At 72.0% G+C, this 13,430-nt stretch carries 12 protein-coding genes; 11 read left to right on the top strand and 1 reads right to left on the bottom strand.

The features are described 5' to 3' along the window. Nucleotides 1-10 precede the first annotated feature (10 nt). The 3 genes from GQQ95_RS17645 to GQQ95_RS17635 all read left to right on the top strand — a co-directional run bounded on the left by GQQ95_RS17645 (nucleotide 11) and on the right by GQQ95_RS17635 (nucleotide 4,336). Nucleotides 11-2,722 (top strand): cation-translocating P-type ATPase, encoded by a 2,712-nt coding sequence (locus GQQ95_RS17645; protein WP_246205770.1) that lies wholly within the window; start codon nucleotides 11-13, stop codon nucleotides 2,720-2,722. 208 nt (nucleotides 2,723-2,930) lie between these two features. Next, nucleotides 2,931-3,476: a MarR family winged helix-turn-helix transcriptional regulator gene (locus tag GQQ95_RS17640; RefSeq protein WP_157428917.1), complete on the top strand. Its 546-nt coding sequence runs from the start codon at nucleotides 2,931-2,933 to the stop codon at nucleotides 3,474-3,476. Beyond that, nucleotides 3,473-4,336, top strand: a complete 864-nt coding sequence (locus GQQ95_RS17635) for a 3-hydroxyacyl-CoA dehydrogenase (RefSeq protein WP_157428916.1) — start codon at nucleotides 3,473-3,475, stop codon at nucleotides 4,334-4,336. The genes GQQ95_RS17640 and GQQ95_RS17635 overlap by 4 nt, the downstream gene beginning before the upstream one ends. A gap of 230 nt (nucleotides 4,337-4,566) precedes the next feature. Here the strand turns inward: GQQ95_RS17635 and GQQ95_RS17630 are convergent, their stop codons facing one another. Then, nucleotides 4,567-5,961, bottom strand: coding sequence for an MFS transporter (locus GQQ95_RS17630; protein ID WP_246205768.1), 1,395 nt, complete (start codon nucleotides 5,959-5,961; stop codon nucleotides 4,567-4,569). 151 nt (nucleotides 5,962-6,112) lie between these two features. On the opposite strand from GQQ95_RS17630, the gene GQQ95_RS17625 reads away from it, so the two are divergent. The 8 genes from GQQ95_RS17625 to GQQ95_RS17590 form a co-directional block, all read left to right on the top strand. After that, nucleotides 6,113-6,868, top strand: coding sequence for an SDR family oxidoreductase (locus tag GQQ95_RS17625; protein WP_157428914.1), 756 nt, complete (start codon nucleotides 6,113-6,115; stop codon nucleotides 6,866-6,868). 47 nt (nucleotides 6,869-6,915) lie between these two features. Next, nucleotides 6,916-7,515, top strand: coding sequence for a TetR/AcrR family transcriptional regulator (locus GQQ95_RS17620; protein ID WP_157428913.1), 600 nt, complete (start codon nucleotides 6,916-6,918; stop codon nucleotides 7,513-7,515). Next, nucleotides 7,512-8,564, top strand: a complete 1,053-nt coding sequence (locus GQQ95_RS17615; protein WP_246205766.1) for an NADPH:quinone oxidoreductase family protein — start codon at nucleotides 7,512-7,514, stop codon at nucleotides 8,562-8,564. Before GQQ95_RS17620 ends, GQQ95_RS17615 begins: the two co-directional genes overlap by 4 nt. Continuing rightward, nucleotides 8,561-9,322 carry a glucose 1-dehydrogenase gene (locus tag GQQ95_RS17610; RefSeq protein WP_246205764.1) on the top strand — a complete coding sequence of 254 codons (762 nt, stop codon included), beginning with the start codon at nucleotides 8,561-8,563 and terminating at the stop codon, nucleotides 9,320-9,322. Before GQQ95_RS17615 ends, GQQ95_RS17610 begins: the two co-directional genes overlap by 4 nt. A gap of 305 nt (nucleotides 9,323-9,627) precedes the next feature. After that, nucleotides 9,628-10,407: an ABC transporter ATP-binding protein gene (locus tag GQQ95_RS17605; protein WP_212275560.1), complete on the top strand. Its 780-nt coding sequence runs from the start codon at nucleotides 9,628-9,630 to the stop codon at nucleotides 10,405-10,407. Next, nucleotides 10,404-11,255, top strand: a complete 852-nt coding sequence (locus GQQ95_RS17600; RefSeq protein WP_157428912.1) for an ABC transporter ATP-binding protein — start codon at nucleotides 10,404-10,406, stop codon at nucleotides 11,253-11,255. Before GQQ95_RS17605 ends, GQQ95_RS17600 begins: the two co-directional genes overlap by 4 nt. After that, complete coding sequence (locus GQQ95_RS17595) at nucleotides 11,255-12,133, top strand: branched-chain amino acid ABC transporter permease (RefSeq protein ID WP_157428911.1); 879 nt, start codon at nucleotides 11,255-11,257, stop codon at nucleotides 12,131-12,133. Before GQQ95_RS17600 ends, GQQ95_RS17595 begins: the two co-directional genes overlap by 1 nt. After that, the coding region (locus GQQ95_RS17590; protein ID WP_246205762.1) for a branched-chain amino acid ABC transporter permease at nucleotides 12,130-13,430 on the top strand (1,301 nt) is incomplete at its 3' end. The genes GQQ95_RS17595 and GQQ95_RS17590, both read left to right, overlap by 4 nt.

Genomic DNA, 13,430 nt, shown 5'->3' with positions numbered 1-13,430 from the left:
GGGGGGTTCCGTGACCATCGAAGCACAGCAGGGCACAACCGAGGGGCACGGCATCGAGTGGTGGGCGCTCGCCCCCGACGCCGTCGTCGCGCAGGCGAAGACCGAGGCGGCCAGGGGGCTCACCGCCGCCGAGGCGGAGCGGCGCCTTGCCGACGCCGGGCCGAACGCGCTGCAGAGCGCGCCGCCGCCGAGCGTCTGGCGCATCGCGCTCAGCCAGGTGCTCGAGCTCATGACGCTCATGCTCATCGCCGTCACGATCGTGTCCCTGCTCATCGGGCAGGTCACGACGGCGATCATCGTGGCGGTCCTCGTGCTCTTCAACGTCATCACGGGCACCCAGCAGGAGGTCAAGGCCCGTCGCAGCGTCGACGCGCTCGCCAAGCTGCAGACGCCGAAGGCGCGCGTCATCCGCGACGGCGTGCTGCTGCAGATCGACGCGACCGGGCTCGTGCCCGGCGACATCGTCGAGCTGGAGTCGGGGGACCTCGTGCCGGCCGACGGCAGGATCCTGAGGTCCGCCAACCTCGAGACGCAGGAATCCTCGCTCACGGGCGAGTCGCTCCCCATTCCGAAGGGATCGGCCGAGAACACGGCCTCCACCGCGTTGGCCGACCGCACGTCGATGGTCTTCCAGAACACCTCGGTCACGCGCGGCACGGCGCGCATCGTCGTCGTCGAGACCGGCATGCGCACCCAGATGGGCCGCATCGCGTCACTGCTCACGCAGGTCGGCGATAAGAAGTCGCCCCTGCAGCTCGAACTCGACGGCCTCACGAAGGTGCTCGGCATCATCGCCTGGAGCGCCGTGCTCGTGATCGTGCTGATCGGCTTCGCGCGCGGCCAGAGCCTCGACGAACTGCTCTTCCTGGCCACGGCGGTGGCGATCTCGGCCATCCCGACGGGCCTGCCGGTGTTCGTGCAGAGCCTGCTCGCGTGGGGTGCCTCGAAGCTCGCGAAGGAACGGGCGATCGTCACCTCGCTGAACGACGTCGAGACGCTCGGGGCGACGAGCGCGATCTGCTCCGACAAGACCGGCACCCTGACCCTGAACATGATGACCGTGCGCACCGCGTGGCTCGGCGGCAACACCTACCGGGTCACGGGCGAGGGGTACTCGTTCGAGGGCCATGTGATCGGCACGTCCGACGAACCCCTCGACGCCCCGACCCTCGGCCTCGCGATCGGCCTGCCCAACGATGCGACGGTCTCGCCCGAGGGCGACGTGGTCGGCGACCCCACCGAGGCGGCCCTCGTCGTGCTCGCCGCGAGGCTCGGCATCGACGCGGACCAGGCGCGCAAGGACTACCCGCGCCTCGCCGAGGTGCCGTTCGACTCCGACTACAAGTTCATGGCCACGCTCCAGCGCATCCCCTACCGCGGCGAGCAGCGTCTCGTGCTCATCGTGAAGGGCGCGCCCGACGTGGTGCTCGGCCGCTGCACGACGATGCTCAGCGAGACGCGCGAGGTCGTGCCCGTGGCATCCGACGCGGCGACCACCGAGCTGGAGCGGATGTCCGCCACCGGCCTGCGCACGCTCGCCATCGCGGCGCGCTTCCTCGACGACGGCGACGAGGGTCGCATCGCGGCCGACCCGATGTCGTGGGTCGAGGAGCTCTCGCTGATCGGCATCGTCGGCATCGTCGACCCGCTGCGCACGGAGGCGAAGGACGCCGTCGCGGTCGCCCACAACGCGGGCATCGACGTGCGCATGATCACCGGTGACCACGCGGTCACCGCGGGCGCGATCGGCGCCGAGCTCGGGCTCGGCACCGGGGCCGTGAGCGGCGCCGACCTCAAGCAGATGAGCGACGAGGAGCTCAGCGGCCGGCTGCCGGACCTCCACGTCTTCGGCCGCGTCACGCCCGACGACAAGCTGCGACTCGTGCGCCTGCTGCAGGCGAAGGGCGCCATCGTCGCGATGACCGGCGACGCCGTGAACGACGCGGCGGCCATCAAGCAGGCGAACATCGGCGTCGCGATGGGCTCCGGCTCGGAGGTGACGAAGCAGGCCGCGAAGCTCGTGCTCACCGACGACAACTTCGCGACCCTCGTGCACGCCGTCGAGATCGGCCGCATCGTCTACTCGAAGATCACGGCGTACCTGCGGTTCCAGATGACGCAGCTCCTCAGCCTCATCATGCTGTTCCTCGCCGCGAGCGCGTTCTCGATCGCCGAGGGCGTCGCGCTGTTCCCGGCCCAGGTTCTGTTCATCAACTTCTTCGTGGCCCTCTTCGCGGTCTTCGCGATCGCCGCCGACGCGAACCCGCCGGGCATCATGAACCACCCGCCGCGCGACCCGAAGGTCGGCGTCGTCAACCGGGTCTCGCTCGTCGAGTGGCTCGTCTACGGTGCGGTCATCTTCCTCATCGCGCTCGTGCCGCTGCTGTGGGGGCCCGACGCGCCCAGCCCGACCGAGCCGACCGCCTCGATGACCATGGCCTACGTCGTGCTCGGCCTCGCCACGGTGCTGAGCGCGCTGCTCATGCGCCGCACGCCCGAGTCGGGCCTGCGGGCCCCCATCGCGGCCGTCGCGAAGATCCTCGTGTGGCCGGTGCTGCTCATCGTGGCGTCCACCGAGATCGGCGTGCTGCAGCGGATGCTCGGCACCGTGTCCCTCACCGGCTGGCAGTGGCTCGGATGCATCGGGCTGACGCTCGTGCTGCTGGTCGTCGTCGAGGGCGACAAGTGGTTCCGTCGCCGGCGGCTGCGCGCACGCCGGTGACCGGTGCGCCAGGGGCGCCAGGGGCGCCATGAGCTGAACCAGGACGACGGATGCCCCGGGCGAAGGGTCGGGGCATCCGTCAGTTCCACCTCGCCGCCCTCCGCGCCCGACCGGCGGGATCCGCGGGGAGCATGCGAAGACGCTTTGCTTTGTTGCGGAATGCAACGCACGAGCGTAGCGTTGCATTTGACAACAGGAGGTCCGGACCATGGATGCAGCGGCGAACACCCGCGACGGCGCCACCACCGCGATCCTCGGCGCCCTCATCACCATCAGCCGCCGCGGCATCGCCGACGCGCGCACCGCGAACCTCGCGCTCAGCATGACCGACCAGTCGATCCTGGGGTTCATCGCCGACAACCCGGGCTGCCGTTCGGTCGACATCGCGCAGGCCTATCGCCTCAACCGCTCGACGGTCTCCCGCCAGCTCGCGGGCCTCACCGAACTCGGCGTCGTCCGCGAGGTCCCGGATGCCGCGGGCCGCGGCCGTCCGCTCGAACTGACCGACGAGGGGTGGGCCGCCTACGACGAGGCCATCGAGGTCCTGCACGGCATCGTGAGCCACCAGCTCGCGGACTGGACCGACCCGCAGGTCGCCCGCTTCGCGCGGGACCTGCAGCGATTCAACGTCGGACGTCCGGACGAGACCCGTCCGCGGCATCCGCTCGAGGCCCCCACCGGGTCTCAGGACAGCGCCGCACCCGGCGCCGAGAACGCCCCACGAGGGACGCAACGAAAGAAGGAACAGCAATGACCGCCATCGCGAACGTGACCGTGCTCGGTACCGGAGTGCTCGGCTCGCAGATCGCCTACCAGACCGCGTTCAGCGGCTTCGACGTCGTCGCCTACGACATCAGCGACGACGCGCTCGAGGCCGCGAAGCAGCGCTTCGCCGGACTCGCCGACACCTACGTCGCAGAGGGCGTGCCCGGAGCCGACGACCGCGCGCAGGCCGCCCTCGGCCGCATCCGCACGACCGCGGACCTCGCCGACGCCGTCGCGAACGCCGACCTCGTCATCGAGGCGATCCCCGAGCAGTTGGCGCTCAAGCAGTCGACCTACGAGAAGCTCGCCGCGCTCGCGCCCGAGCGCACGATCTTCGCCACGAACTCCTCGACCCTGCTGCCGAGCGACCTCTCGCCGTTCACCGGCCGCGCCGATCGCTTCCTCGCACTGCACTTCGCCAACCGCGTCTGGGCGCACAACACCGCGGAGGTCATGGGCACCGAGGCCACGAGCCCCGAGGTGTACGCGACCGTCGTCGAATTCGCGTCGAAGATCGGCATGGTCCCGATCGAGATCAAGAAGGAGAAGGCGGGCTACCTGCTCAACTCCCTGCTCGTGCCGTTCCTCTCGGCCGCGGGCGAGCTGCTCGTCGACGGCATCGCCGAGCCCGACGCCATCGACAAGACCTGGCGCATCGGCACGGGCGCCCCGATGGGCCCGTTCCAGATCTACGACATCGTCGGCCTCACCACGGCGTACAACATCTCCAAGGCCGGCGGTCCCAAGCAGCAGGCCTTCGCCGACCTCATCAAGGAGCGCTACATCGACCAGGGCAAGCTCGGCGTCGCCACGGGCGAGGGCTTCTACAGCTACCCGAAGGCGGCCTAGCTCCCCTCGGCGCGAGCCGCCCGCTCAGGAGCCACGCGCGACGCATCCGCCGTCCCCTCGGGAGGAGATCGCGCGATCGGGAGGAGCCGAACACCGATTCGGTCCTCCCGATCGACTGATCTCCTCCGCGGGTGCGCGACCGGACGGATGCCGCGACTGCCGGATGCCGCGACTGCCGGATGCCGCGACGGGACCCCTCGTCGCGGCATCCGCCGTCTCCGCCCGTCGGGTCAGTCGAGCGGCAGCTCGTCGCCGGGCGAGTCGCCGACCGCGGCGATGCCACGACGACGGCGCCGCCGGCGCGGTTCCTCGAGGCCCAGGTGCACGCGGGTGCGGTGCCGTTCGATGACGATGAAGAGCGCGCCGAGCGCCCAGAGCGGCACCTGCGTGAGGAACGCGATCCGGAACGCCTCGAGCGTGTAGGTGTCGGGGGTGCCGGCGCCCTGGGCGTCCATGGCGAGGCCGATGAAGAGGATCGCGAGCAGGGCGGCGAGGAACCCGCCGACGTTCACGATGCCGGTCGCCGTGCTGAGCCGGTGCGCTGGGTTGAACGTGCGCGCGTGGTCGAAGCCGATCATCGACGCCGGGCCGCCCGTGCTCATCGCGAACACGAGCACGAAGAGGAGCCACAGCGGTGCCTGGCCCGGCCAGCCGATCACGATGAGCCAGACGAACGCCTGCAGCCCGATGATCGGCAGCACGAGCATGCGCGAGCGGCGCATCGGGTGCCGGCTCGAGAGCATGCCGATGACCGGCCCCGAGAGCACGCCGAACACGACGTAGACGCTGAACACGAGCGAGGCGACGGCCGGGGTGAGGCCCTCGCCGACCGTGAGGAACGGGAACCCCCAGAGCAGCATGAACGCGGTGCCCGAGAACGGGGTCGTGAAATGCGACCAGAACGCGAGGCGGGTCGCGGGGTGCGCCCATGACTGGCGGAAGCTCTCGCGGAAGTCGACCGAGGAGCGCACGATCTGGATCGCACCCGTCTGCGTGTCGACGGAGACGTCCTCCGAGCGGTCGGGCGGGCGATTGCGGATCACCGCGAACGTCAGCACGGTGAACAGCACGCCGAGTCCTGCGAGGCTGCCGAAGGTGATCGTCCACGTCGTGGCGTGCAGCAGGGCCGCGAGCGGGAAGATGGCGGCGAGCTGGCCGACCTGGCCGAGGATCCCGGTCATCTGCACGAGGAACGGCGCCTGCCTCGCCGGGAACCACACGGCGACCACGCGCAGCACGCTCGGGAAGACCGCCGCGTCGCCCGCGCCGAGCAGCATGCGCGCGACGATCGCCCACCCGACGTCGGGCGCGAACGCGAGCACCGCCTGGCCGATGGCCATGAGCGCCATTCCCGCGGTGATCACCGGCCGCGCGCCCAGCCGGTCGAGCAGCACCCCCACCGGGATCTGCATGCCGCCGTACACGGCGAGCTGGATCACGGCGAACATCGACAGCGTCGAGGCATCCGCATCGAAGCGCACGGCCGCATCGACGCCGACGGCCGAGAGCGACGTGCGGTTCGTGATCGAGAGCACGTACGCGGCCACGCCGACGCCCCAGATGAGCCACAGGCGCCACGGGGGAACGATGGGGTTCGCGGATGGCGCGGGCGTGGAGAGGCTCACCAGTCCATCTTCACCCCTCCTCGACGGAGGTCGGGCGCGCGTCGCTGCACGACGCCGGGCGGATGGGGTACGCTGACCTGCATACCGTCCAGTCGGTATGCCACGACATCCTGTGGCATCCGCACCACCCGCGAACTCGAAGGAGAGACGCGTGCAGAGGTTCGAATCGAGCGTAGCGCTCATCACCGGTGGCAGCAGGGGCATCGGCCTCGCGATCGCGAGACGCCTCGTCGACGAGGGGGCCCGCGTCGTGATCACGGGCCGCTCGCAGGAGTCGCTCGACGCCGCCGTCGCGGAACTCGGCGTCGATGAAGCGGGCGTCCCGCACGCGACCGGCATCGCCGGCAAGGCCGACGACGCCGAGCACCGCGCCGCCGTCTTCGCCCACATCGCCGAGTGCCACGGCCGACTCGACCACCTGGTGAACAACGCCGGCATCAATCCCGCGTACGGGCCCGCGCTCGAGATCGAGGCCTCCGTGATCCGCAAGATCCTCGAGGTCAACGTCGTGGCCGCGCTCGAGTGGACGCGCTCGGCCGTCGAGGCTGGGCTCACGCGCTCGATCGTGAACCTCTCCTCGATCTCCGCGGTCTCGGCAGCGCCCGGCATCGCGTTCTACGGCGTCTCCAAGGCGGCGCTCATGAACCTGACGGTGCAGCTCGCGCACGAGCTCGCGCCCGGCATCCGGGTGAATGCCGTCGCCCCCGCCGTCGTGAAGACGGCCTTCGCGCGGGCGCTCTACGAGGGCCGTGAGGCCGAGGTCGCCGCCGAGTACCCGCTCCAGCGGCTCGGCGTTCCCGACGATGTGGCCGGCCCGGTCGCGTTCCTCCTCTCCGAGGATGCCGCGTGGATCACCGGGCAGACGATCCTCATCGACGGCGGCGCGAGCCTGCGGCCGATCGGCTGAGGGAACCAGACTTCGAACACCGAGATCCCGACAGAGACGAGAACCACATGAAGGAGACCAGCGTCGCCGACGACGTGATGCGAGCGGCCGTCGAGCTCTTCGCCGCGAACGGGTACGCGAACACGAGCGTGCAGCAGGTCGTGGAGGCGGCCGGCGTCACCAAGGGTGCGATGTACCACTACTTCCAGTCGAAGGACGACCTGCTCTTCGGCATCTACGACCGCATGCTCTCGCTGCAGAAGGAGCACCTCGACCAGATCATCGAGCGCGGCGGCCCCGTCGGCGAGGTGCTGCGCGCGGTGTGCATCGACGTGATCGAGACGTCGATCGACTTCCTGCCGGAGGGCACGGTGTTCTTCCGCAGCATGCACATGCTCGCCGCGCCGAGGCAGTCCGAGGTGACCCGGCGGCGCCGCGACTACAACGACACGTTCGCGAAGCTGATCGAGCAGGGCCAGGCCGAGGGGCTGTACCGCACCGACATCCCGCAGCCGGTGCTCATTGCCAACTTCTTCGCCGACGTGCACTACCTCTCGCACTGGTACTCGCCCGAGGGCCCCGAGGGCAAGACGCTCCTCGCCGAGCAGCTCACCGACCTGTTCCTCACGGGAATCGATGCGAAGGCCGCGAAGGGGGGAGCGCGATGAGCGAGCGGATGCCCCGTCCCGAGACGATGCGCGCCTGGCGGGTCGTGCGGCACGGCGAGCCCACCGACGTGCTCGAGCAGCACGAGGTCGCGGTGCCGGCGCCGGGCACGGGCGAGCTGCTACTCCGCACCGGCGCGGTGGCCGTGAACTTCCCCGACGTGCTGCTCTGCCGCGGGGAGTACCAGGTGCGCCCCGAGCTGCCGTTCGTGCCGGGCATCGAGCTCGTCGGCGAGGTGGTCGCGGTCGGCGACGGCGTCGCGGCGTCCGCGGCGTCCGCCGGCCTTCGTCCGTTCGAACCGGGTGACCGGGTCGTGGCCTCGCGCATCGGCGTGCTCTCCGAGTACGCGATCGTCGAGGCGGATGCCGCGCACCTCGCACCCGCGTCCCTCGACGACGTGCACGCGGCCGGCCTCGTGATCGCCTACCAGACCGCGTGGTTCGGCCTGCATCGACGGGCGGCGCTGCAGCCGGGGGAGACGCTGCTCGTGCACGCCGCCGCCGGCGGGGTCGGCACGGCCGCGGTGCAGCTCGGCGTCGCGGCGGGGGCGCGGGTCATCGCCGTCGTCGGCTCGGCGGCCAAGGCGGAGACCGCGCGCGCCGCGGGCGCCGAGACGGTCATCGTGCGTGCCGAGCAGGAGGACTTCGCCGCGGTGGTCAACGAGCTCACCGACGGGCGCGGCGCCGACGTCGTGTTCGACCCGGTGGGCGGCGACGCGTTCACCCGCACCACGAAGTGCATCGCGTTCGAGGGCCGCATCGTCGTCGTCGGCTTCGCGAGCGGCGACGTCGCGCCCGTGCGCGCCAACCACGCCCTCGTCAAGAACTACTCGGTGCTCGGCCTGCACTGGGCGCTCTACCAGCAGCGCCGGCCGGAGCTCGTGCGCGAGGCCCATGCCGAACTCGTGCGACTGGCGGATGCCGGTGCGATCACTCCGGTCGTCGGAGGGATCGTCGAGTTCGATCAGGCCCCGGCCGCGATCCAGGAGTTGGCCGGCGGTGCGACCGTCGGCCGGCTCGTCGTGCGCGTCGCGGATGCGGTGGCATCGTGAGCGCGGGGGACCGGCGGGTGCGCGGCGCCGACCTCGGCGGACGCGTCGCGCTCGTCACCGGCGGTGCCCGTGGGCTCGGCGCCGCGTACGCGCGGGCGCTCCACGCCGCGGGCGCGCGGGTCGTCGTCGCCGACCTCCTCGACGACGAGGGCCGGGACCTCGCGACCGAGCTCGGTGACCGCGCGCGCTTCGTGCGCCTCGACGTGACCGACGAGGCATCCTGGGCGGCGGCCGTCGAGGCGACGCTCGAGTCCTTCGGCGCGATCGACGTGCTCGTGAACAACGCCGGCATCGCGAATGCCGCCCCCATCGAGCACCTCACCCTCGCGAAGTGGGACGCCGTGATCGCCGTGAACCTCACGGGGGTCTTCCTCGGATGCCGCGCCGTCGTGCCCGCCATGAAGGCGCAGGGGTCGGGCTCGATCATCAACATCTCCTCGGTCGAGGGCATGCGCGGGTCCCCCGGGCTGCACGGCTACACGGCCTCCAAGTTCGGCGTCCGCGGGCTCAGCCAGTCGCTCGCGGTCGAACTCGGGCAGTTCGGCATCCGCGTGAACTCGGTGCATCCCGGGCTCATCCTGACCGACATGACGACGCGCATCGACCCGGCGAAGCTCGATATCCCGCTCGGACGCCCGGCCGTGCCCGACGAGGTCGCCGGCACGATCGTGTTCCTCGCGAGCGATGCCTCGTCGTTCACGAGCGGCGCGGAGTTCGTCGTCGACGGCGGCATGATCGCGGGCATCCCGCACCACTGAGCGCCCCGCGCCCGTCCCGTCCCGCCTCGCTCGCACCGCGGACGCGAATGGTCACCATCGCGGTCGGGTGGCGACCATTCGCGTCCGCGCCCGGCGGCATGCCGTCGGGAAGCTCCGAGCGGTCACGAATTGCTGCCTCTGCGGCATCCGGATGCCGCAGAGCGTGACCGCTCGGACGCGCCCTGCCGCGCGCGCGCCACGTCCAACTGCCCACCGGATCACGCTTCGATCTCGGGCATACCGTCTGGTCGGTATCTGTTGTACAGTGACCTTGAAACCGACACGAAGAGGTGCCGATGAACCACATGCCGAGTGGCGTGGAGCCCGACTCCACCGCCGCATCCGCCCCCGAACCGCGACTGCGGGTCGACCAGTTGACCGTGCGCTTCGGCGGGCTCACCGCGCTCGAGGCCGTCTCGTTCGAGGTGGGCCGCGGCGAGGTCGTCGCCCTCATCGGGCCGAACGGCGCCGGCAAGACCACCGTCTTCAACGCCGTGTGCGGGCTCGTGCGGCGTGCCGCCGGCGGCATCCGCATCGACGGCGCGACCGCCCCGAACCGCCCCACCGGGCTCGTCGGCCGAGGCGTCGCCCGAACGTTGCAGGGCCTCGGGCTCTTCGACTCCCTCACCGTGCTCGAGAACGTGCTGGTGCCGCTGCAGGCGCAGCGCGGCGGCGGGGGCGCCGGCCGGACGGCCGACGCCGAGGACACGGCGAGCGGATGCCTCGCGCAACTCGGACTCGCGCACCTCGCGGCAGTGCCCGTAGCTGCGCTGCCCTACCCCGAGCGCAAGCGGGTCGCGCTCGCGCGGGCGCTCGTCACCGATCCCGACCTGCTGCTGCTCGACGAGCCGGCGGGCGGGCTCGGTGAAGAGGACATCGAGGCGCTCGGCGCCGCCGTGCGCGAGGTCGCGGCATCCGGGTGCTCGGTGCTGCTCGTGGAGCACCACGTCGACTTCGTCATGGGGGTCGCCGACCGCATCGTCGTGCTCGACTTCGGTCGCGTCATCGCGTGCGGCACCCCCGACGAGGTGCGCGCCGACCCCCGGGTCGAAGAGGCCTACCTCGGAATCGAGCCCGCCGCATGAGCACGCAGCCCCAGCCGCAGTCGCAGTCCCAGTCCGAGCCACGTTCCCGGTCGGGCGCCGAGGCCGCCGCGCAGGTGACGCCGGCCGCCGCGCAGCTGACGCCGCCCGCCGCGGTCCGCGGGCCGCACCGCGCCGGCGCCGAGCTGCACCTCGATGGCCTCACCGCCGGCTACGGTGGCGCCCCCGTGCTGCGCGGCGTCGACGTGCGCGTGCCCGCCGGCTCCATCGTCGCCCTCCTCGGGGCGAACGGGGCGGGCAAGACCACGCTGCTGCGCACGGTGTCGGGGCTCATGCCCGCGGCATCCGGTCGCATCGTGTTCGACGGCGAGGACCTCGCCGGCGTCTCGGTCGAGAATCGCGCCAGGGCCGGCCTCGCCCAGGTGCCGGAGGGGCGCAGCGTCGTCGCCGAACTCACGGTCGACGAGAACCTCAGGCTCGGGGGGCTGCAGCGCTTCCGCGGGCGGCGCCTGACGACGGCCGTCGACGGCATCTACGACCTGTTCGAGCCGCTCGCACGCCGTCGTCGTGCGGCCGGGCACCAGCTCTCGGGCGGTGAACGGCAGATGCTCGCCCTCGGCCGGGCGATCATCGCCGAGCCGCGCGTGCTCCTGCTCGACGAGCCGTCGCTCGGGCTCGCGCCCCGCGTGGTCGCCCAGATCATGGCGGTGCTGCGCACGCTCCGCGACGAGCGGGGCCTCACGGTGCTGCTTGCCGAGCAGAACGTGACGAGCGCGCTCGCCATCGCCGACCACGGGGTCGTGCTGAACCTCGGCGAGGTCGTCGCCGACCGGCCGGCCCGCGACCTCCGCACCGATTCCGCCCTCCGCCACGCCTACCTGGGATTCTGATGGACCGCCTCCTCTTCCTCCTCGCCACCGGCCTCGCCCGCGGCGCGATCTTCGCCCTGTTCGCGCTCGCCCTCGTGCTCATCTGGCGCGCGGCCCGCGTCGTCAACTTCGCGCAGGGCGCGATGGCCGTCGTCGCGACCTACGTCGCCTTCGCCGTCACCGGGCTCACCGGCTCGTACTGGATCGGCCTCGCGAGCGCCCTCGTCGCCGGCGGACTCATGGGCTTCATCGTCGAGCGCGGGGTCATGCGCTTCGCGACGCACGCGTCCCCGCTCTCGGGGGTCATCATCGCGATCGGCGTGGTGATGGTGCTGCAGTCGGCGCTCGGCATCGCGTTCGGGCCGAACGCGCGCCCGATGGAGGCGCCGTTCCCCGAGACGCCCATCGTGATCGGCGGCGTGCCCGTGCTCTCGCCGTACGACCTCTTCGTGCTCATCGTCGCGATCGGCCTCATGGGAATCCTGGCGCTCCTCTTCACGCGCACCTCGCTCGGCCTGCAGCTGCGAGCCTCGGCCTTCGCGCCCGAGGTGTCGCGACTGCTCGGCGTGCGCGTCGCGCGCATGGTCACCGCCGGCTGGGTGCTCGCCTCCGCGGTCGGTGCGCTCGCGGCACTGCTGCTCGTGCCCACGGAGCTCGGACTCAACCCGCACTCGGCCGACATGCTCTTCGTCTCGGCGTTCACGGTCGCCGTGGTCGGCGGACTCGACTCGCCGCCTGGCGCCCTCATCGGCGGGCTCGCCGTCGGCGTGCTCATCAGCCTCGTGACCGGCTACCTCGGTGCGACCGTCGCGCCGATCGCCGTGCTCGTCCTGCTCGTCGGCGTGCTGCTCGTGCGGCCGGGCGGCCTGTTCGCCGCGGCCGAGGCGAGGACCGCATGAACGCCCGCACCGCGGCATCCGGCGCCCCGGTTCCCGGAGCCCCGGCACCCGGAGCCGCGGCATCCGGCGCTCCCGCTCCCAGTCCCGCCGCCCCCGAGACCACGCCCACCACGCCCGCGCCCGCGGGCTCGGGCCCGCTCACGATCAGCCTCCGCGTGCATCGCGGCGAACGCCGGCCCACCTCGCGCCTGCTGCTCACCGCCCTCGTGTTGACGCTCGTCGCGATCGGCGCGACGTTCCTGCTCGACCCGTATCGCAATTACCAGTTCGCGATCATCGCGGCCACGTTCTGCGCGACCGCGGGCCTGACCCTGCTCATCGGCCTCACCGGGCAGCTCTCCCTCGGGCATGCGGCGCTCATGGCCGCGGGCGGCTACGGATACGCCCTCGCCGCCAACGCGCTGACCGAGGCCGGCGTCGACGGCGTGCCCCGCTTCCTGCTCTCGCTCGCCGCCGCGATCGCGGCATCCGCCCTGCTGGGCCTGTTGCTGGGGCTCGCCGCCGCCCGCCTGAAAGGGCCGTACCTCTCGGGCGTGACGCTCGTGCTGGTCATCGCACTGCCGGCGTTCACGGCGGTGTTCTCGGGCGTGTTCCGCGGCGACCAGGGCGTGCAGATCCCGTACGACGGCGTTCCCGAGGTGCTTCGCGCGCTCATCGCCGTCGAGCAGTGGCAGGCGTGGGTCGCGATCCTCGTGGCCGCGGGCGTCGTGACCTGGCTCGCGGTGCTCCGCAACGGACCGGCGGGCCTCCGCATGCGCGCCGTGCGCGACGACGAGACGGCGGCCCGGCTGCAGGGCGTCCGGGCCGGGCGCGTGAAGGTGCTCGCCTTCACCGCGAGCTCCATCGCCGCGGGCGCGGGCGGCGCCGTGCTCTGCTTCGTGACGCAGAGCGTCAGCCCCGGCGCGTACACGCTCGCGTTCTCGCTGCTCCTCGTCGTCGCGGCCGTCATCGGCGGGCTCGGCAGCCTGCTCGGCGCCTTCCTCGGGTCCATCGTCATCGTGATGCTGCCCTGGCTCATCCAGACCGCGACGGGTGCGCTCGACCTGTCGGCGGATGCCGCGCAGCGCCTCACGGGCAACCTCCCGGTGCTCGTGTTCGGCGTGCTGCTCATCGTGGTGACGGCGGCGTGGCCGGGCGGCATCCGGGGAGCACTGCCGAAGCGGATGCCGCGTCGCGGCGCCCCGGCGCCGACGACGCCCGACGCGCCGGACGCACTCGACGCACCCGACGCGCCGACGCCGGACGCGCCGACGCCCGCGGCGCCGACGCCGGACGCGCCGACGCCGGACGCGCCGAC

The sequence above is a fragment of the Agromyces salentinus genome, from assembly GCF_009749395.1.
Classification (GTDB): Bacteria; Actinomycetota; Actinomycetes; order Actinomycetales; family Microbacteriaceae; genus Agromyces; species Agromyces salentinus.
This window is presented reverse-complemented; position numbering and strand designations above follow the sequence as displayed.

Bases quoted from the DNA above. Each gene is read 5' to 3' on its own strand.
- GQQ95_RS17640 (WP_157428917.1), top strand. From the start codon at position 2,931: ATGGATGCAGCGGCGAACACCCGCGACGGCGCCACCACCGCGATCCTC.
- GQQ95_RS17635 (WP_157428916.1), top strand. From the start codon at position 3,473: ATGACCGCCATCGCGAACGTGACCGTGCTCGGTACCGGAGTGCTCGGC.
- GQQ95_RS17620 (WP_157428913.1), top strand. From the start codon at position 6,916: ATGAAGGAGACCAGCGTCGCCGACGACGTGATGCGAGCGGCCGTCGAG.
- GQQ95_RS17615 (WP_246205766.1), top strand. From the start codon at position 7,512: ATGAGCGAGCGGATGCCCCGTCCCGAGACGATGCGCGCCTGGCGGGTC.
- GQQ95_RS17605 (WP_212275560.1), top strand. From the start codon at position 9,628: ATGCCGAGTGGCGTGGAGCCCGACTCCACCGCCGCATCCGCCCCCGAA.
- GQQ95_RS17600 (WP_157428912.1), top strand. From the start codon at position 10,404: ATGAGCACGCAGCCCCAGCCGCAGTCGCAGTCCCAGTCCGAGCCACGT.
- GQQ95_RS17595 (WP_157428911.1), top strand. From the start codon at position 11,255: ATGGACCGCCTCCTCTTCCTCCTCGCCACCGGCCTCGCCCGCGGCGCG.